This is a genomic window from Nostoc sp. C052, assembly GCF_013393905.1.
GTDB lineage: Bacteria > Cyanobacteriota > Cyanobacteriia > Cyanobacteriales > Nostocaceae > Nostoc.
Map to the genome: position 1 here is coordinate 7,326,880 of NZ_CP040272.1, position 21,092 is coordinate 7,347,971.

Consider the following 21,092-nt stretch of genomic DNA (forward strand, 5'->3'; position numbering starts at 1 on the left):
CCACATAGACTGGGCGGGCAAGATGCCCACCCCACAAAATTGCATAATTTATTTCTTGCAGTTACCTTATAGTCCGTTAAAACTGACTTTAGCTATTAGCTCTACACTGAAGTGTAGGGCGGTTTATGTCTAGAATGAAATAGCCTTGCTTTACCCCTATTCCCAGATATGCAAATCAATTTACACTGGTATTTTAATGATAAATTCTGTACCCTTTCCTGGAGCCGAAATACAGTTTAACTGACCTCCATGTTGTTCTACGACAATTGAATAGCTAATTGACAATCCTAAACCTGTGCCACTACCTACAGGTTTCGTAGTAAAAAATGGTTCAAATATCTTATTTCGTACTGATTCACTCATCCCCATCCCGTTGTCGATAATCTGGATAGAAATATATTTTTGCTCTTGTATTTGAGTACGAATTGTGATGGTGGGTTTTTGATTTACATCTAATTCTTTTAGGGCATCAATGGCATTACTGAGTATATTCATGAATACCTGGTTTAAAGCAGATGGATAACAATTAACTAAAGGCATTTGACTGTATTCTTTAATGATTGAAATCTCTGCATTTTTGCTACTATTTTTGAGCCGATGCTGTAAAATTAACAGCGTGCTATCAATACCTTCGTGAATATCTACTGGTTTGATTTCGGATTCATCTAAACGGGAGAAATTACGCAGCGATAGAACAATTTGGCGGATACGTTCTGCTCCTAATTTCATCGATTTAAACAGCTTTTGCAAATCATTAACCAAAAAATATAGTTCCACATCAGCAATTTTTTCTTCAATTTCTGGGATTGGTTGTGGGTAGTTATTTTGGTATAAATGATTTATTTCAATTAAGGATGTCACGTATTGACTCGCTGGTTCGAGGTTGCCATAGATGAAATTAATCGGATTATTAATTTCGTGGGCAATACCAGCAACTAATTGTCCCAAACTAGACATTTTTTCCGCTTGAATTAGTTGGGATTGAGTGCGTTGTAATTCCTGTAAAGTTGATTCTAGCTGCGTTGCTTTTTGTGTGAGTTCTTGGGTGCGTTCGGAGATTTTTTGCTCCAAACTATAGGAATATTCCTCTAATTGACAATACAACTGGGCATTTTCCAAGGAAATAGCTGCTTGAGCGGTGAGGAGTTGAATGACTTGCAGGCGATCGCTCGTAAATGCCCCTGTGGTGAGATTATTTTCTAAGTACAGGATACCAATTAATTTTCCTTGCTGGCTAATGGGAGTACATAACACGGATTTGGGTTGGTGGGTGGTAACATAGCGATCGCCTGCAAATTGGGCTGAATCGCTCAAGTTTTCAAACACAGTCGTCTTTTGTGTCCGCGCTACCGCATAAATAACACTTTGGGGAATTTCTTGACATTGTTCGAGGAGGATTTCTAACCTGTGTGTTTGCTCTGAATCGGCTTGAGCAACTACTAACCATTGTTCGTCTTGGCGGAGAATTAAACAACCGATTTGCGCTCCCGCCGAAGTAATCGCCATCTGTATCAAGGTTGCTAACAGTTTTTCTAACTCAATTTCTTGTGAGATAGCTTGCGCTGCTTTGATTACCGCCGGAACATCTAACCATAAATTCTGGCTGCTATTGACGTTAGTGAAACTTCTCATCAAGGTTTGGGCGATGGTTCCCTCATGGGTAACGGGAAGGGAAGGGGGTGGGAGCATCGCCGCTAGTAGTTGGGGATATTGTTGTTCTAAAAGGGTAATTTTGGCTTTTGCACCCCAGCGAGCGTAGCCGTAGTAAGCTTCCTGCATATAGCTGTTGGCAACTTTCTCTTTACCCCAATCTAGGTAAAATTTAGCTGCAAGTTCATTAGCTAAGGCTTCTTCTTGGATATAGCCGTTTTCCTTGGCGAGAGCGATCGCGCGATCGTAATATTCGATGGCTTCGCTTTTCTCTCCCAAAACTCGACAAATTTCAGCTTTGACTAGATAAAATTTGTGGAGGATATTCATTGGGGCATGATTAGCCCAGATTTCTAATTGACTTTGATTTTTCCTGACTAGATCAAGATATCCTGAGCGTTCCTCTGGTTCTAATGTTTGGGCAAGCCCCAATAGTGCCAGCGATAGATAGAAATTATGCACCGTAGGATAGATTTTGCCAATTACAAAATCAAGGTAAGTGCTAGCCTCATTTGCATTTTCAATGGCTTTTGCATAGTCACCCTTGAAGTAATTTAGTTGGCACTTAGCAAAGTAAGCACTAAACAAAGGTATATTATATTGCTTCTCTTTCAAACTATGGAAAGTCTCTGCTTCATTGAGATTTTCAAGGGTAATCTGTACATCTCCAATGTGGGAATTTTTCAGGTTGATTCCTATCTGTTGCCAGATGGCAAGATCGTCATGTATGTACTCAATCTTGCGGCTTAATGCCAGATATTTTTCGTATTTTGCATTCACATCATCAAGAAATGCACCTGTTAGGAAATAATAATGGCAGTAATCTTTTAAGCTGTACATAGCATATTCTATATCCCCTGTGTCTAAACCGCTTTGAATGGACTCTAGCAAGCCATTAATCGTTGCAGAAATAGGTTCTTTCCAGGGACATATCATCGAATAGAAGAGAGCATATACCTTGCTTTTTAAGAAACGAGCATCGTATTTTTCCAGAATTTTGAGCGAAAGTTGACCAAATTGATAACCCAATTCAATATCGCCCATAAACCCACAGAGTAAGACACCATAAAAAGCATAGGTGAACGCAGCAATCGGTGAATTGCCATGCTGAGTGGATAATTTGAGCATGGTTAGGGTGACTGGCAACATGAGTCCTGGCTGGGCAACATAGGCAGCACCAATCACCGACATGAGAATTTCCATTGCTTTGAGTTTGGCAGGATTACTCATCTCTGGGAGGTTTAATAGTTGCTCAAAATCAACGCTGCTAGGAGGTTCGGATTCCAATGGAATATGTAATAAGTTCAGAGCCACCAAAGCAGTATCGATAGAGGTTTGGGGTTGTCCAGAGGCAGTATTTATTCGCATCTTTAGCTCATAAGCTGCACATTTATCGAGTAGACTATCCGTTTGCTCAATAACTGTTTCGATTAAACTAGATGCCAACTCAAAATGACCTGCAAGCGTTTCAACTTCTGCTCTTCCTAGAAACAATTTTAAAGATAGCTGATACTGCTTTTCCCAATAGCCTATTGCTAATAAATCAATACCAGCAACAAAGTAGTTAGAAGCAGCTTTATAAGCAGTAGAAATTCTGGCTTTATTTCCTGTAGCCAAGTTTAACTGGGCAAGTTCTTCACGTTTCGAGGGGCTAACAATTAATGAACTGCCGATGTTCAGGTGATGAACAATTTCAAAAAGCTGATTTTCCCTATCGATCTCTGAGAGATTCTCTAGGAGTAAGTTGCCAATACGATAATGAGTAGATTGCTTCTGATCTTGAGGAATCAAAGAATAAGTAGCTTGTTGGACGCGATCGTGCAAGAATTTATACTTAGCTGTCTGGCGATGCCCACGGCGGGCAGAGCGATCGCTAATTTGATTGTGTTCATAACTATCTTGATAAAACTTATAAACCTCACTTTGGGGTAAAATCAAATCTGACTGCAAAGCAGCCCATAGATTAGTAGCCGTTTCTACCTCAGATAATTCGCAAACAATCGCCAATGTTTGTAAATCAAATTGATTGCCAATACAAGCAGCTAACTTTAAAACCTCTTGTGTTGATTTTGGCAGTTTTTGTAACTGTAATGCCATAAATTCAACTACATCCGAAGTGAACACTCGCTGAGTCACTGCTGCAATATCACATTGCCAACAGCCTAAATCAAAGTCAAATTTAATTAGTCCATCTTGATGCAATGCTTTGAGAAATTGTGTCGCAAAAAAAGGATTACCTTGAGTTTTCTTCTCTACCAATTTAGAAAGAGGTAATGCCAAATTTTCTGCACACTTAAGTGTCTGGGCAACTAACTTATTCACCTTATCTAGATTCAGTGGAGCTAAAGTAATAGTATTAATAGTTGCTGCCGTTTTTTCAATTTCACTCAAAGTCAACATTAACGGATGGGCTAGATTGACTTCGTTATCGCGGTATGCACCAATTAAGAAAAGATATCCTGTATCAGCCATTAATAGCTGCATTAATTTCAGTGATGCCGAATCAGCCCATTGCAAATCATCTAAAAACATCACTAATGGATGTTCTTTACTAGTCAAGACTTGGGTGAATTTCTGGAATAATAAATTAAATCTATTTTGTGCCGTAGTTCCTGATAATTCCTGTGCTGGTGCTTGAGTACCAATAATTCTTTCTAATTCGGGAATAACTTCAACAATTACCTGTCCGTTTTCACCTACAACCTCTAAAATTTTGGTTTTCCATTGTTGGATTTTGGCATCACTTTCTGTTAACAATTGCCCCATTAAATCCCGGAATGCTTGCACAAATGCAGAAAAGGGAATATTTCTATTAAATTGGTCAAATTTTCCTTTGATAAAATAACCACGTTGTCTAACAATGGGTTTATGAACTTCGTTAACAACTGCTGTTTTGCCAATACCCGAAAAACCAGCTACCAACATCATTTCAGTTGTCCCCGTGCTGATGCGCTCGAATGCTTGGAATAGGGTTTCTACTTCGGTTTCTCGTCCATAAAGTTTATCAGGGATAATAAAGCTGTCACAAATATCCCGCTTACCAATCTCAAAGTTTCCAACTTTACCAGTTTCTTGGATGTGGTACAGACATTTTTCTAAATCATGCTTTAAACCTAAAGCACTTTGATATCTATCTTCGGCATTTTTTGCCATCAATTTGATGACGATATCAGAAATAACTTGGGGAATTTCTTTGCTGTCAACTAACGCTGGTCCTTGTTTTGCAATATGACAATGCACCAATTCCATTGGTTCATTTGACTCAAAGGGCAACTTTCCTGTGAGCAATTCGTAAAAAGTTACACCCAAAGAATAAAAGTCAGTCCGGTAATCAATTCCCCGATTCATCCTTCCTGTTTGTTCTGGAGAAATATAAGCAAGTGTACCCTCTAATACATTAGGGCTGATGAGAGTTTGGATTTCTCGTGGTAACAAAGAGGCAATACTAAAGTCAATTAGTTTTACTTGTTTGGTTTCGGGGTTAATTAAAATATTGCTGGGTTTAATATCTTTATGAATAATTCTCTGACGGTAAAGAATATCTAAGATGTCACATAGAGATATGGCTATTTGTAAAAATTCATCTAGAGACGCGACATTATTATTGTTGGCGAAATAATCCTTGAGGGAAATTCCCCCAAAGTCTTCCATCACCAATATATAACTATTCTTGTACGGTTCTAGGCTGTAGGTGTGGATGATTCCTTTTAAGTTGAGATTTTTGGCAATGGTGTATTGATTGCGAAATTGTACGAGTTCGCTAAAGCTGGGATAAGGATTTTTCAGCAGCTTGATAACGACTCTTAAGGAGTCGGTTTCTCGATACCCTCGAAAAACAAGGGTTCTGGAACCATTGTAGAGTTCTTCAGTTATGTAATATCCGGGAATACTAACGGGAATACTAATTAGATTGCTAACCATGCTGCTAAATCCTGATGATTTCTGGATTTAGTATTCCCAGATAGGACTCCTATTTGATTTGTGAACAACTAATTTCTCTCGTAAATGAGTGCCTTTGTTCAACATTTACTGAGGACATAGTTTTTTTGGAAGAATGCCTTAAAAGGGAGCCACGTACATATAATTTCCCGCCCAAGCAAGGCATAGATGACGGAAGCGATCGCCCCGCACCTCAAAATTTGGGTACTGATCGAAACTCGCACAAGCCGGAGATAGCAACACCACAGGCGCTTCATACTGCTTGGCTAACTCTGCCGACTTGGGAACTGCCCTTTCCATTGTTTCCACAATATGGTAATTATGATACCCTACCTCTCGCAGACGTTTAGCAAATGCGGGTGCAGCAGAACCAATCAATAACACAGCAGCAGTTTTGGTTTGAATTTTTGCTAACCAGCCAGTATCATCTCCGGCTTTGGCTTCTCCACCAGCAATTAAAATCGCTGGACTGTTAACGGATGCTAAACCAACTTCAGCAGCATCGTAGTTGGTGGCTTTGCTGTCGTTAATGAAATCAATACCTTCCCAAGTGCAGATATGCTCCAAACGATGGGCAACACCAGGAAATTCTCGAATTGCAAGTGCGATCGCATCACGATTAATTCCTGCTAATCTTGCTGTTGCTACTGCCATCAACAGATTTTGCTGGTTATGTTCTCCCACCATTCGCAAAGCAGATACTTTCACAATTGGTTCTGGTGTAGAGGTTGCAGTCAATTTTTCCACAACCCAGCCGTCTTCGATGTAAAAGCCTTTTTCGCTAATCAGGAAATCTTTTCCTCTCACACTTGTCCAATAGGCATTAGGCCAAGCACTTAAACCTAACTGACTCAAGTAGGCATCATCGCCATTGAAGACTTGCAACTCAGACTGACGTAATAACTTGGCTTTGATGTTGTAATAGTTCTCTAAAGTTTTATGGCGACTGAGGTGATCCGGTGTGAAAGTCGTCCAAACACCGATCCGAGGAGCAAGAGAACTCGAAGACTCTATTTGATAGCTACTAACTTCCGCAATCACCCAATCGAGTGAAGAGTGAGGAGTTAAAAGTGAGGAGTTAGGAGTTAGGAGTGAGGAATTATCAAATGCTCCCCCTGCCTCCCCTGCTCCCCCTGCTCCCTGCTCCCTGCTCCCTGCTCCCTGAGATAGGGCAACTTCACAAGCGGCGTAGCCAATATTACCGCAGGCGGGTGCATTTAATTCTGCTGCTTGGAATATTGCAGCAATTAAAGCTGTGGTAGTAGTTTTGCCGTTAGTGCCGGTAATTCCTACCCAAGGTAGCGATTGTAAATTTCGCCAAGCGAGTTCCATTTCGCCAATGGTTTCAATACCTAATTGGCGTGCCTCAACTAAGACGGGAATATCCCAAGGGACGCCAGGACTAACGACTATTAATTGGGGTAAATTAGCACCATTTAATTCTAGAGATTGGCCGAGTTTTACGGTTATTTGCTCGGCAGCGAGTTCTTGTTGTTGTTTCAGGAGGGTTTCGGAGGTGTTGCCATCACTCAGCTCTACCTCCCAACCTTCCCGTTTCAACAATCTCGCCGCAGCAACACCGGACTTTCCCAATCCAATAACAGTAGCTCTAGGCATAGATTGCAGCAGAGTGTCCCTGGTTAAGCACTCCCTATACTAGCGTTTATTGGCAAAAATTACACCAGTTTTTGTTAACCTACGCTACAGATTTTTGACGATCGCACCAAAGTCAGCTAAAACACGGGCATGATTGCGAACTAATCCCAGCAGATGTAACCGATTACGCTTAATTTCTGGATCGGAGTCCATAACTAAAACGCTATCTGGGCCATCAAAGAAGTTACTAACTGCCGGAGCAATTTTTGTGAGTGCTGCTACTAACAGTTGATAATTTCGTGTCTGCTGTGCTGCTTGAGTTTCCGGTACTGAATCGATTAAGGCTTTATACAAAGCACTCTCAGAGGATTTTTGGAATAATTCTTGACGAACTACGGTTGTTGGTTCTAGCTGTTTTGTATCCAAATCGCCTTGAGCGGCTAATCGTGTGGAACGGTTAACGGTTTCGTAGATGTTATCTAAGGTACTGTCGTTGCGGATTTGTTGTAAGTATAAGGCGCGATCGCGGACATCCAATAAATCTTTTAACGTCCGTTCTGTGTATTCTGGATCATTTTCTCCCAAAACTGCATTTACTAAGTCGTAATCAATCTGCTTTTCTTCTTGTAGTAAAGTGCGGATGCGTTGCAAGAAAAACTCTTGTAATGCTGTGGTTAATGATGCCCCATCCTTATGATATTTTGCTGCAAAATCTGTTGCTATCTGCTTCAATAAATCATCTAAATTTATCGGCAAGTTATCAAACCAAACAATTTTAACTACAGCATTGGCAGCACGACGCAAGGCAAAGGGATCGGATGAACCAGAGGGAATTAAACCTAAACCAAAGATGCTCACTAAAGTATCTAATCTATCTGCCAAACCGACAATTTTACCTGTGAGTGTTCCTGGTAAAATATCACCGGCTCCCTTTGGCAAATAATGTTGATAAATTGCTTTTGCTACTTCGGCATCTTCACCACTAGCTAAGGCATATTTTTCTCCCATAATGCCTTGCAATTCTGGGAATTCATATACCATTTGTGTCACCAAATCTGCTTTACATAATAAAGCAGCACGTTGGATTCTTTGGCTTTGATTTTCCCCTAGTTTTAATTGATTGCTAATTTGTTCGGCAATTTGAACTATTCTATCTACCTTGGCGCGTACCGAACCCAATTCTTCTTGAAAAGTGACTTTTTCCAACTGGGGTAAAAAGCTATCTATTGGCTTAGTTAAATCAGCTTCGTAGAAAAATCTACCATCAGCTAATCTGGCACGAATTACCCTTTCATTTCCCACGGCAACAATATCTGATTTTTTCGGATCGCCGTTAGAAATGGTGATGAAGTTGGGCAATAATTCTTGTTCAAAACTCCCTGGTTTGAATACAGGAAAATAACGTTGATGAGTAACCATGACTTCAGTAATTACCTCAGTTGGTAATTCTAAAAATTCTGGTTCAAATTTCCCGACAACTGCGGAAGGATATTCTACAAGGTTGATTACTTCTGCTAACAAATCGGGGTAAATTACTGTATACCCACCTAAATTTTCTGCAACTGCATTTACTTGCTCTTTAATCAGATTTGCCCGTTCTTCTGGGTCAACGTTGACATAAGCAGACTTGAGGGTTGTAACATAATCAGTAGGTTGGGCAATTGTCACAGGTTCAGGATGCAAGACCCGATGACCTTGAGAAATGCGATCGCTCTGAACAGTTTTAGAACCATTCACTAATTCTAGAGGCAGCACTGTCTCATCTAACAAAGCTACCAGCCAACGAATTGGTCGGGAAAACCTGGCATCCCCATTACCCCAACGCATCAACCGCTTACCCTCTAAACCCCAAATCCACTGGGGAACGAGTTCGGTCAAAATTTCCGCCACAGGACGACCTGTGATTTTTTTAAGAACAAAGACAAATTCCCCTTTGTCAGTGGGGCGAACAGACAACGCATCCAGTTCCACACCTTGCTTTTTGGCAAAGCCTGCTGCTGCTGCTGTCGGCTGACCATCTTTAAAGGCAGCTTGGGCGGGGGGCCCTTTAATTTCTTCTTCTCGATCTGGTTGCTGCGATGGTAGCCCTGTAATCAATACCGCCAACCGCCGGGGAGTACCGTACACCTGGACACTTGCGCCCTTGAGGCTGTTTGCTTCCAAGCTTTGGGGAATGCGTTCCTGCCATTGCACTAAAGCATCACTGAGAAAACTTGCAGGTAGTTCTTCTGTACCAACTTCTAATAGAAACCCAGGCATATAACACTGTTTTCAACTTTGCGTAGCTCAACTTTATCAGTTATTCTCAGGCGATCGCTCGTGATTTTTAGCTGAGGGCAGTTCTAGCTTGCGGCAAAAGGTTTGTTGGATAAACTTGGCATTTTATGCAAAACTTCACGAAAAAATGCAAATTTACTGAATCTCTATTCTAACCCCAGTAGTTCAGTGAACTGGTGGGCTATAATTCAAACTCATTTCAGGAGTGCTGAGTGAAGAAAAACTAGCTAGTACTTATGTACTTATCAAGAGCGACACACTGCTGCTCTTGTGTAAAGTTTTTTCACTTTCAGCCGAGGCGCTTTTAACTCAGCACTCTTCCTTTATGTCAGTGCTTTTGAACTATTCAAAAAAGTGAGATGCTCCACAATGAACACAATATTTATGACTTGGTTAAAAATACTTCGTGTGCCAGTTTAAAAGGCGGAATGAGGGTTATATGCACAACAGTGAATATAATGCTACAATCCCCGAAGTGTAAGTTTAGACATTAGTTCAAAAACAACTAGATCAACTATTGTCATAATCATCAAAAATTATTAAAGCCTATGTCTATAGGAACCTCAACCTGCTTACACAAAATGATGTTTTGATTTTTAATTTTATTATTCAGTACAAAAACTTTCTTTTAAAAACCACTAATAAAATTCATAAACAATGTTTAAGTAAGTCGGTATGAATAATTAAAGGTCTGTAGTAATCGGCTCTAGCTTTTGAAATAGGACTGGAGCCGCTTACTACAATCCAATTTAATTAAGTTTGCATTGCAAAATACATAGTTTGATTTAATTTTTATCATTTACTTAACGCAATTTTAATCAAGCAATCTTACAACTTTAAACAAGTAATAAAAGTAGCAGCCTTTACTTGCTATGAAGGAATAAATTCGATCGTCTCATACTGTATTCACGTAATTCACAAATAGCTCATGCACATTCTGATTTATTCCTACAACTATCATCCAGAGCCGATTGGAATTGCCCCGTTAATGACTGAATTGGCAGAAGGATTAGTCAAGCGAGGTCATGAAGTGCGAGTGATTACGGGAATGCCCAACTATCCTCAGCGCGAAATTTATGATGGGTATCGAGGTAAGTGGTATCTTACTGAACAAAAAAATGGTGTCACTATTGAGCGAAGTTACCTCCGAATTAAATCCAAACCTAACCTCGTAGATCGGCTATTACTAGAGTTGAGTTTTGTTTTCACCAGCTTACCCCAAGCCTTTAAAGGTGGACGTCCCGATGTGATTCTCTTAACAATTCCACCTCTATTAGGTACGTTGCCAGCAACAATATTTGGCTGGTTATACAACTGCCCAGTAGTTCTGAATGTGCAAGACATTCTACCAGAAGCCGCTGTACGTATTGGGCTATTGAAAAACAAGTGGATGATCCGAACTCTTACAGCTCTAGAGAAATTTGCATATCAGACTGCACATACTATTAGTGTCATTGCCGATGGATTTGGCGATAACTTAGTGAATAAGGGAGTACCTGTTAATAAAATTGTTTGTATTCCCAATTGGGTAAATTTAAATTTCATCCGGCCTTTACCCAAAGCGAACAACTCTTGGATATCTAACCATCAACTGGATGATAAATTTGTAGTACTTTATTCGGGCAATATTGCTCTAACACAAGGTCTTGAAACAGTAATAGAAGCAGCAGTTTGCTTGCGTCATATTAAGGATATTGTCTTTGTAATCGTTGGCGAATCAAAAGCATTACAAAGGTTGCAGGAATATTGTCTATTAAATGGAGCAGATAATGTTTTGCTGCTACCTTTGCAGCCGCGAGAAAAACTACCCGAAATGCTAGCGGCATCTGATGTAGGATTAATTGTGCAAAAGTGCAATGTGATTTCGTTCAATATGCCTTCAAAAATACCATTGCTATTGGCGAGTGGTCGCCCAATTGTGGGTTCAGTTCCCGCCACTGGTACTGCTGCTAGAGCGATCGAACTCAGTGGTGGTGGGATAATTGTTGAGCCAGAATCACCCCATGCAATGGCAGCTGCGGTGCATGATTTATATACTAATCCTACTCTAGCAGCAAGGCTAGGCAACAAAGGAAGACAGTTTGCCGAAGAAAACTATTCCTTGGAACAAGCACTCGATCGGTATGAGTTGCTTCTTTCTCACATTGTTACTAACCACAAATCAACTATGGGAATCTTTCCGAAATTTGATTCCAATAAATCAGTTGTGGATGGTTAAAGGGGATTGTCTACACAGCCAATACCCTAATTTGGATAAATTAAATCACCCATTCGGGTGAGTTGCGAATCAACCGATCGGGTGAACTAACTGTAGGAAGTTAAGATTGCTCAAAAATAGGACTCTAGAGAACACTAATTGATTGCACGTCGTTCTTGGTGAGGATAACTTGATGAATAAAGCTGAATTAATCAGTGTAGGCATAGCCCACCTAACTCCTACGGGGGAGCAAGCTATGGGGAACGTCTCATAGAGAAGGCATCGCTCCATACTCTTTTCTTCCTTAAGATCAGTACTCACTACAACTTAAGAACGATAAACTCATCTGTGACTTATATACTATCTCGTCTACTATGTGGTTATAATGCAAGCAAGCGCTTGCAAACACTCATAGAAAACTTAATATCAAGGATGGCAAAAATTCGTGCAACCTTGATTAAGACGACAACTGAGGTGTCTGCAACAGTAGGTTAAATCGAAGCTAAAACGTAAGAAATTGCTTGTGTTGCGATGTTCACTCAAGTAACTTTTTTTCGTCATTTCCACAACAAAGAGCAACCACTAACTTGTGATTACCTAAGCGATCGCTTGACAGTCTCAAACTGTAGCCTATTAGGATGAGTAGACTCAAAACCTGTACATTGACTTCAAGAATTATCCAAGGCTTTGCAACCAAGATGATGGAGGAGCATGAAGACCTGATTTGGACATTTATTGCAGAAGCGAAGCAACATCCCCAGTTCACCTTTCTGAATCTTATACGAAACTGAAAAATCACTGCGCGCACAGATGATTGTGTATTGGCGAAAAAGTCAAGAGCCGGACACAGTATCTTCAGGCATAGATGTAAAGCATCTGTAGATAGTTCCGCGAGTATGTTGCTTCACGGTATCCTGCGTTTTAGCGATATATCTACCACACTAGACTAAGGTTCTAAATATTACATGTAAATTTTTGTGAATCTATTTGTGCGTGGTACTAGCACTTCACCATTGAAGGAGACAGAGGTTTCATTTGATTGCCTGCAATAAGATGAATTGTGCTTTTTATCTGAGACAAGGCACTGAGTTTTTACTAGTTAGAAAAGTTTTATAAATTACAATTTAAAAAACGATTGGAGTTAAGTAATGTACAAAATGACCATAATGTGCTAGATGATATTGGTTCGTTTTAGGTGCTAGACATCGTGAGCGATCGCCCAAATACCCAAAAATTTTGTCACCAACATAGAGAAAAAGGGCTAAAAAACTATTCAAAATAATGCTTTTTTAGCGAAGAGTAGATTGCCCAAGTCTAAATCCACAAGACGAGAAAACGAAGATGTCCAATCCTCAGTTCCCTGACTCTCCCCTTCCGATTGAAGTAGAACAGCCTGCTGTTACCGATCCTAATCAAGAATCGCAACCATTGCCACAGCGATCGCCAAAGCCACCTCAAAAACGGCGTTGGCCCCTAATATTAGGAATTATCCTGTTAGTTGCAGGTGTTGGTTTTGGTTGGCGCTGGTGGCAAACTAGTAACGCTAGCAATGCACCTGCGGCTGGAGCCAGTACTGGGCAACCAGCAATCCCTGTCAAGTTAGCAACTGTAGAAACTGAAACTGTGCAGGAAAGTTCGGAGTTTATTGGCTCCTTAGAGGCACCACTATCTGTACCAATTAAGCCACAGGTTGAAGGACGAATTACTCAGATTTTCATCAAAGAAGGCAATCGTGTTCAACAAGGGCAAGTCATTATTAGCCTGCAAAGTGATGATGCCGAAGCCCAGCTACGCCAAAGACAAGCAGCACTAGAACAAGCCCAAGCAAATCTTGCTGAACTCAAAGCGGGGACTCGAACAGAAGTAGTTTCCCAAGCCAAAGCCCAGCTAGATCAAGCCGAAGCAAAATATCAAGATGCCGTATCTGGCTCGTTACCACAGCAAATTCAGCAAGCTGAAGCTCAAGTTAATTCCGCCAAATCCGATTTAGTACTAGCACAAGCACGAGCAACGCGATACGCACAATTAACCAAAGAAGGGGCAACTTCTCAAGATAGCTTAGATGAATACCTGAAAAACAAAGCTAGTGCAGAAGCGGCGTTGGTTGCAGCCCAGAAAAACTTAGAGCAACTCCGCAAAAGCAGAACTGCTAATATCCAACAGCTGGGTGCTGCCTTAGAACAACAGAGACAATTCTACCGGCAGCAGGTGAATGGCAACCGCCCCGAAGATATTGCCCAAGGGCGATCGCAAGTTAGCCAAGCAGCCGCTCAAGTCCAGTCGGCTCAAGTTCAACTGCAATACACAAAAGTCCTAGCTCCTTTCACAGGTATTGTTGGTGATATCCCAGTCAAGGTAGGACAGTATGTAGGACAAGGGGATCAACTGACCACATTGACCAAAAACGACTCTTTAGAACTGAATATATCCATTCCCCTAAATCAAGCCAGAAAGTTGCGCTTGGGCTTACCTGTACAAATGTTGGATGCCCAAGGTAAACCGACATCAACCGGTAAGATCAGTTTTATCTCCCCCAATGCCAGTTCAGATTCGCAGACAGTTTTAGTGAAAGCTAACTTTGGCAATTTGAGAAATCGACTGCTTAATCTTCAGTCAGTGCAAACCAGAGTGATCTGGGATGAACGTCCGGGAATATTAATTCCAGTTACAGCAGTATCTCGGTTAGGTGGGGAGACTTTTGTGTTTGTGGCTCAAGCGCCAGCAGATAAGTCTAAACCTGGATCTTCATCTTTAGTGGCTCAACAAAAATCTGTGAAATTGGGAGTTATTGAGGGAAATAATTATCAAGTTCTTGACGGATTAAAAGCTGGGGACAAAATTGTTGTTTCCGGTATTCTTAATGTAACCAATGGCGCTCCCATCAAGCCTGCACCGGAAGAAGCGGGTAGTCAGAAGCCTTAGCTGAATAGGGGAGATGAGGGAGCAGGGGGGCAGGGAGCAGGGGGGTAGGGAGCAGGGAGAAGAATTTTCCCCTCCACCCCCCGCACCCTGCCCCTCTGCATCTTTTCAATGCCCAATGCCCCATTCTCAATACCAAATACCCAAAGCCCAATTTTGTAACCTATGTTTGTTGACTTCTTTATTAAGCGGCCAATCTTTGCATCGGTCTGCGCGATCGCTATTCTTCTAATAGGATTAATCAGTATTCCCACACTACCGATTGCAAGATTCCCAGAAATTAGTCCTACTCAAATCAGTGTGAGAGCTAACTACAGCGGAGCTAGTGCCGAAGTTGTAGAAAGCGGGGTGACGAATATCTTAGAGAGGCAGATCAACGGGGTTGAGGGATTAAGATATCTCACTTCCAGCAGCAGTAACGATGGTACTAGTACCATTACAGCTACCTTTGATTCAACACGGGATAAAGATATTGCTGCTGTGGATGTGCAAAATCGTGTTTCCGTTGCCCAACCGCAACTACCAGACTCCGTGCAGCGCACAGGAGTGCAAGTATCAAAGGAGTCTAGCAATATTCTCTTAGCAATTGGCTTATACTCTGAGAATCAAGAGTATGATAATATATTCTTAAGTAATTATGCTGACCTTTACTTATCAGATGCCTTAAAAAGAGTCAAAGGCGTGAGCAATGCTCAAGTTTTTGGTGAACGCCGCTACGCAATGCGCCTGTGGTTAGATCCGAGTCGCCTTGCCAGTCGGGGACTAACAACTGAGGATGTTGCCAATGCTCTTTCAGAACAAAACTTGCAAGTTGGTGCAGGAAGAATTGGCCAAGAACCGGCTCCAAAAGGACAAAGGTATCAACTTGATGTGCGTGCTGTCAGCCGATTAACAGAACCATCAGAATTCGAAGAGATTGTCCTGAAAACTGGAGATGATGGCACACTAGTCAAACTCAAAGATGTCGGGAGAGCGGAACTAGGAGCAGAAAACTACAGTTCATTTCTACGATTTCGTGGCAATGATGCTGTCGGGTTAGGGATTTATCAGGTTCCTGGTAGTAATGCTTTGGATGTAGCTAGGGGAGTCAAAGCTGAACTGGCGCTATTAGCTCCGAGTTTTCCGCCGGGGCTGAAATATCAGGTAGCTTTTGACACAACAATGTTTGTCGAAGAGTCCTTGGCGGAAGTGATCAAGACTCTGATTGAAGCGGTGGTGCTGGTTGTAATTGTAATTTTTGTGTTTTTGCAGGATTGGCGAACCACTTTAATTCCGGCACTTACCATTCCACTTTCCTTAATTGGGACGTTTGCCTTCGTCAAAGTTTTTAACTTTTCGATCAATAGTTTGACTCTATTTGGTCTAACTTTAGCATCGGGGATGGTGGTAGATGATGCGATCGTCGTGGTGGAGCAAATCAGTCGCTTTATTCAGGATAAAGGAATTAGTCCTCGCCGAGCTGCGAGTGAATCAATGGCGGAACTGTTTGGCGCGGTTATTGCCACTTCACTAGTGTTGATGGCGGTGTTTGTGCCAGTGGCGTTCTTTCCAGGAACCACAGGCGCACTTTATCGGCAATTTGCGCTGACGATCGCTTTCTCCATTGCGATTTCGACATTTCTGGCTTTGACTTTAACACCTTCTTTGTGTGCGCTGCTGCTGCGTCCAGGACAAAGACCTCCAAGGTGGATTGGCTGGTTTTTTGACCTAATTAATCGGTTTTTGGAATGGGTCAGGTCAAGTTATGAGCGATCGCTAACCTTTCTCACACACATCAAAGGTATTGTCATTGGATTGTTTATCGTCTCCTTGGGAATGACCGCTTGGTTGTACACCACAGTACCGACAGCCTTTCTCCCAGACGAAGACGAAGGCTACTTCATCACAATTATCCAAGGGCCGCAAGGGGTTTCGCTGCAATATACCAGCGATGTGATTGCACAAGTAGAAAAAGAAATTCTGCAAATTCCAGAAATGTTAGGGACTTTTGCGATCGGTGGATTTGGTTTTAGTGGTAGCACCGCTAATAGCGGCATCATCTTTACAACTTTAAAACCTTGGGACGAGCGCTCAAGACCCGATCAATCAGTACAGGCAATTATTGGCAAATTGCAGGGTAAGTTGTTGTCCATTCCAGAAGCCAGGGTATTTCCTGTGAATCCGCCACCCATTCAGGGTTTAGGAAACTTTGGCGGCTTCGTGTTTCAATTGCAAGACCGCAGAGGTAACAGTGGCTTAGAAAATCTGGTGCAGTCGATGGGTAAGTTGCTAGGTCAAGCCAATCAAACACCAGGATTACAAGCTGTATTTAGTACTTTTGCCGCAGATACACCACAATTACTTGTGGAAGTAGACCGGAATAAAGCTAAAGCATTGCAAGTTTCTATAGATGATGTCTTTAGTACATTACAAACTGCTTTAGGATCACAATATGTGAATGATTTCAATCTGCAACAGCGTAATTATCGCGTGTATATCCAAGCAGATCAACAGTTTCGGTCTAACCCTAAGGATATTGGTAAACTGTACGTTCGTTCCCAAAAGAATCAGATGATTCCCTTGAGTAACTTAGTCAAAGTTACGTCAACTGTGGGAGCGCAAACGATAAATCACTACAATCTTTTCCGTTCAATTGAAATCAATGGTGCGGCTGCTCCCGGCTCTAGTTCTGGAGACGCAATTAAGGCAATGGAAAAAGTTGCTAAAGAAGTTTTACCAGCAGGTTATGGTTACGAATGGTCAGGAACGGCATTAGAAGAAATAGACTCGGCTGGTTTAGCACCTTTGATATTTGGATTAGGATTAGTCTTTGTATTTTTGGTACTAGCTGCTCAATACGAGAATTACGTCGATCCCTTTATCATTCTGTTATCAGTTCCCTTAGCTATTTTTGGAGCGCTTGTAGCTCAATCTCTACGGGGTTTTACCAATGATGTTTACTGTCAAATTGGATTAGTAATGTTGATTGGTTTAGCTAGTAAGAATGCGATTTTGATTGTGGAATTTGCTAACCAATTACGAGAGCGAGGACTTTCTCTGACTAAGGCAGTAATTGAGGCTTCACAAGAGCGGTTACGCCCAATTTTGATGACTGCCTTTTCTACACTATTGGGAATTTTTCCATTGGCTACAGCCACAGGTGCAGGTGCAGGTAGTCGCCAATCTTTGGGGACGGCAGTATTTGGAGGAATGTTAATCGCGACTTTCTTGAGTTTGTTTGTAGTGCCGATTTTGTATATCGTAATTAAGACGACAACAGAGAGATTTATCAAACCAAATCGGGATCAAGAACTACAAGCAGAAGCAGTGTCATTGAATGGTAACACTGCGGTATATTCAACCAAATCTGAAGATTAATTCGTAATTCGTAATTCGTAATTAATTTTTCTCTGTCGTCTATGTTCCTCTTCCCTGTCTCCTATAAACGGGAACATCTCAATGAGTGTAAAAACACACCTTGCCCTGGCGAATGGAATTCGCGGCTATACAGACAAAACCCACCTCCGTGGGTTTCCAATTTCTTGAGTCCGCGCAGGCGGACTTGGTTTGTGTAGCCGCGATTTCTAATCGCTTGGTATTTTTACTTTCGTTGAGATGCTCCCCCTATAAACATCGTAGTATGAAGAGATGGGGAAGACTAATTTCAAAGGGGAATGCATGAAAATTGCTATTGGCAGTGATGAACGCACCAACCTTACTGATAGGGTACTGGAAGAACTTAAGCAGCGTGGGCATGAAGTTATACTCTTTGGTTCCCTAGCCGAGAATGATCCTGAAATCGATTGGCCTGTTAGCTGTAGTAAAGTTGCTTCGGCGGTAGCAACTCAAAAAGCAGATGAGGGAATTGTCTTTTGTTGGACTGGTACGGGTGCATCTATAGCCGCCAACAAAGTCTCTGGGATACGTGCAGCATTGTGCCATGATGCTGAGACGGCACGCGGGGCCCGCATCTGGAATCATGCGAACGTTCTTGTATTAAGTTTACGTGCAACTACAGAAGCGATCGCTAAAGAAATATTAGATACCTGGTTTAGCACACCTTTTTCTGAAGATGAGTGGAACCTTTTGCAAATCAAACGAATTAAACAGCTAGAAGAAAAGGTTTAATTTGTAGACTGATTGCAAAAATTCCACAATCAGCATAATGGCAAACCCAAATTTACATTTAAATCAGCACAATGGTAACAATAGCAGTCAATCCCTATCTTGATCGCAACTTCGCTCCAATCCATGAAGAAATCACCACCGGCAAATTGTCAGTCATCGGTGAATTACCCCTGGAACTATCAGGGATGTTTGTACGGAATGGCCCTAACCCTCAATGGACACCCATCGGTCAATATCACTGGTTTGATGGAGATGGGATGTTGCATGGTGTGCAAATTAGCAACGGCGTAGCCACTTATCGTAACCGCTACGTCCAGACAGCCGGATGGAAAAAAGAACGAGAAGCAGGTAAGGCTCTCTGGAGTGGATTGTTAGAACCACCGCAAATGGATAACCCCCACGGCCCCCGCAAAAACACTGCCAACACCGCCTTAGTCTGGCACGCTGGTCAGATGTTGGCACTGAACGAGGGGGGTAAACCTCACGCCATCAAGCTTCCTGAATTAGATACTATTGGCGAGTATACCTACAATGGCAAACTGGTTTCTGCTTTCACAGCCCATCCCAAAGTAGACCCAGTGTCAGGGGAAATGATCTTCTTTGGCTATTCTGTGTTTGTGCCACCGTACCTACAATATAGTGTGGTTTCAGCACAAGGCGAACTGTTGCGGACAGTGCCAATTGAGTTGCCTATAGGGGTGATGATGCATGATTTTGCCATCACTGAAAACTACACCATTTTCATGGATTTGCCCCTGACTTTTAATCTTGAAAGGGCGCAACGGGGAGAACCTGTAATGATGTTTGAGCGCGATCGCTCCAGTCGTTTCGGTATCTTACCACGCCACGGTGACAACAGTAATATCCGCTGGTTTGAGAGTCCCGCTTGCTACGTTTTCCATACCCTCAACGCCTACGAAGACGGAGACGAAGTAGTGCTGATTGCTTGTCGCATGAGTTCTACTACTGTTTTGAGTTCTGATGAGTCACAACTTGACCCAGAAGGAAATATCCCCCGTTTGTATCGCTGGCGATTCAACCTCAGCACGGGAACAGTGCGTGAAGAAATGTTAGATGATGTCGCTTCCGAATTTCCCCGCGTTAACGAAAACCTATTGGGGCGACAAACCCGATATGGCTACACTAACAAAATGGCGAACAATCCCCTACCTTTATTTGAAGGTATTATTAAGTACGACTTCAGCAGTGGAAAATCCCAAACCCATAACTTCGGAGAAGGACGCTACGGCGGTGAAGCTGTGTTTGCGCCGCGTCCTGGTGCAACGGCTGAGGATGATGGTTGGCTTATAACTTTCGTCCATGATGAGGGTGAAGATACTTCAGAATTAGTAGTTGTGAATGCCCAAGATATAACTGCTGAACCTGTAGCGCGGGTGATAATTCCCCAGCGAGTGCCTTATGGGTTTCATGGTACCTGGGTTGCGGGGGAATAACGTTAGGTAGACAATACTATTCGCTTAAAACAAAAGACGCGATTTATCGCGTCTTTGAACCTCAACGTTGAGCCTTGAAAAGGATATTTTCTAGTTTACCTGCGATCGCATCCCTGGTGGAAGCCGGTAATAAATTATTGCCTGCGATCGCAAAATTATTCGGTTTAGGATAATTTTGACATTATCCTTTAGTTGTCGGATATTTTTGCTCTCAATAAATCAAAAACTTCCATCGCCTCTTGTAAGAATAATTCAATCTGTTCTGGTTCAAGGCGTATATTTTCACGGTAATAAATCAAACAGGCGTCTGCTGACTCTAGACATGGTGTTGTTTGTATAGCTGGGTAAAATCCTATTTTGGCTTCAAAAAAAGAAAGTACATTGTCAGTAAATATCTGACGAATCCCTTTGTCATCACTTCCCCGCAACAGATATTGTTCAGAAAATCTGGGATATTTATCAAAGTTGATATCCTGATATCCTAAAAAATGACTGATTTGATCTAAAATATTTTTTGGTTTTAATAAAAACTTAGGAAGATGCATATTCTGATCGTACAAAAAAGCTATTGTTTGCCAATGTTCGTGTTTGGTTTTAGTACTATATATTGAGTATCTATATTCAAAAATGTATATCTTCAAGTTTTTAACTTCTTTAGACAATATATTTGTAACTAGATTTCTCCCTCCTTGCTTGAATAGTCTAAAATTATGTAAATGCTGCATAATCTTGTTACTGTCTTCTGCTAAGAAATTTATTTTTAACTGAGCAGCAATAAGTTTAATTTTTTCAGTTCTTTGCTGTTCTTTTTTGTTTTCCCATTGAAAATATAAAATATTTAGAACAACAACCAAAAAAGTAAAAAATATTATAATCGCAAGAAAATATTTAGACATAGACAATACTATTTTAGATTTTAGATTTTAGATTTTTAATTGGGAATGGTGCAATAG

General features: G+C 41.5%; 9 protein-coding genes. 5 read left to right on the top strand and 4 right to left on the bottom strand.

The genetic code is table 11. The annotated features are described in order from the left end of the window. Positions 1 to 180 precede the first annotated feature (180 nt). The 3 genes from FD723_RS30275 to glyS all read right to left on the bottom strand — a co-directional run bounded on the left by FD723_RS30275 (position 181) and on the right by glyS (position 9,444). Positions 181 to 5,571, bottom strand: coding sequence for an ATP-binding sensor histidine kinase (locus FD723_RS30275; RefSeq protein ID WP_179068646.1), 5,391 nt, complete (start codon positions 5,569 to 5,571; stop codon positions 181 to 183). 138 nt (positions 5,572 to 5,709) lie between these two features. Continuing rightward, a complete protein-coding gene (murD, locus tag FD723_RS30280; protein WP_179068647.1) occupies positions 5,710 to 7,206 on the bottom strand; it encodes a UDP-N-acetylmuramoyl-L-alanine--D-glutamate ligase in 1,497 nt (498 codons plus the stop codon). 84 nt (positions 7,207 to 7,290) lie between these two features. After that, positions 7,291 to 9,444 carry a glycine--tRNA ligase subunit beta gene (gene glyS / locus FD723_RS30285; protein ID WP_179068648.1) on the bottom strand — a complete coding sequence of 718 codons (2,154 nt, stop codon included), beginning with the start codon at positions 9,442 to 9,444 and terminating at the stop codon, positions 7,291 to 7,293. A 946-nt stretch (positions 9,445 to 10,390) separates the two neighbouring features. Here glyS and FD723_RS30290 point away from each other — a divergent pair. From FD723_RS30290 to FD723_RS30310, 5 genes are all read left to right on the top strand, one after another. Then, a complete protein-coding gene (locus tag FD723_RS30290; RefSeq protein ID WP_179068649.1) occupies positions 10,391 to 11,680 on the top strand; it encodes a glycosyltransferase family 4 protein in 1,290 nt (429 codons plus the stop codon). Between the two features lie 1,320 nt (positions 11,681 to 13,000). Beyond that, positions 13,001 to 14,581, top strand: a complete 1,581-nt coding sequence (locus tag FD723_RS30295; RefSeq protein WP_179068650.1) for an efflux RND transporter periplasmic adaptor subunit — start codon at positions 13,001 to 13,003, stop codon at positions 14,579 to 14,581. Positions 14,582 to 14,743: 162 nt separating this feature from the next. After that, entirely contained in the window at positions 14,744 to 17,935 is a 3,192-nt protein-coding gene (locus FD723_RS30300; RefSeq protein ID WP_179068651.1) for an efflux RND transporter permease subunit, read from the top strand. Positions 17,936 to 18,235: 300 nt separating this feature from the next. After that, positions 18,236 to 18,685 carry an RpiB/LacA/LacB family sugar-phosphate isomerase gene (locus FD723_RS30305; protein WP_179068652.1) on the top strand — a complete coding sequence of 150 codons (450 nt, stop codon included), beginning with the start codon at positions 18,236 to 18,238 and terminating at the stop codon, positions 18,683 to 18,685. Between the two features lie 71 nt (positions 18,686 to 18,756). Continuing rightward, complete coding sequence (locus tag FD723_RS30310; RefSeq protein WP_179068653.1) at positions 18,757 to 20,139, top strand: carotenoid oxygenase family protein; 1,383 nt, start codon at positions 18,757 to 18,759, stop codon at positions 20,137 to 20,139. A gap of 188 nt (positions 20,140 to 20,327) precedes the next feature. Here FD723_RS30310 and FD723_RS30315 read toward each other — a convergent pair whose 3' ends face one another. Beyond that, positions 20,328 to 21,035, bottom strand: coding sequence for a hypothetical protein (locus FD723_RS30315; protein ID WP_179068654.1), 708 nt, complete (start codon positions 21,033 to 21,035; stop codon positions 20,328 to 20,330). Positions 21,036 to 21,092: the final 57 nt, after the last annotated feature.

Excerpts from the sequence above, each read along its gene's own strand:
- FD723_RS30295 (WP_179068650.1), top strand. The coding sequence starts at position 13,001 with ATGTCCAATCCTCAGTTCCCTGACTCTCCCCTTCCGATTGAAGTAGAA.
- murD (WP_179068647.1), bottom strand. The coding sequence starts at position 7,206 with ATGCCTAGAGCTACTGTTATTGGATTGGGAAAGTCCGGTGTTGCTGCG.
- FD723_RS30275 (WP_179068646.1), bottom strand. The coding sequence starts at position 5,571 with ATGGTTAGCAATCTAATTAGTATTCCCGTTAGTATTCCCGGATATTAC.
- FD723_RS30290 (WP_179068649.1), top strand. The coding sequence starts at position 10,391 with ATGCACATTCTGATTTATTCCTACAACTATCATCCAGAGCCGATTGGA.
- FD723_RS30300 (WP_179068651.1), top strand. The coding sequence starts at position 14,744 with ATGTTTGTTGACTTCTTTATTAAGCGGCCAATCTTTGCATCGGTCTGC.
- FD723_RS30305 (WP_179068652.1), top strand. The coding sequence starts at position 18,236 with ATGAAAATTGCTATTGGCAGTGATGAACGCACCAACCTTACTGATAGG.
- FD723_RS30310 (WP_179068653.1), top strand. The coding sequence starts at position 18,757 with ATGGTAACAATAGCAGTCAATCCCTATCTTGATCGCAACTTCGCTCCA.
- FD723_RS30315 (WP_179068654.1), bottom strand. The coding sequence starts at position 21,035 with ATGTCTAAATATTTTCTTGCGATTATAATATTTTTTACTTTTTTGGTT.
- glyS (WP_179068648.1), bottom strand. The coding sequence starts at position 9,444 with ATGCCTGGGTTTCTATTAGAAGTTGGTACAGAAGAACTACCTGCAAGT.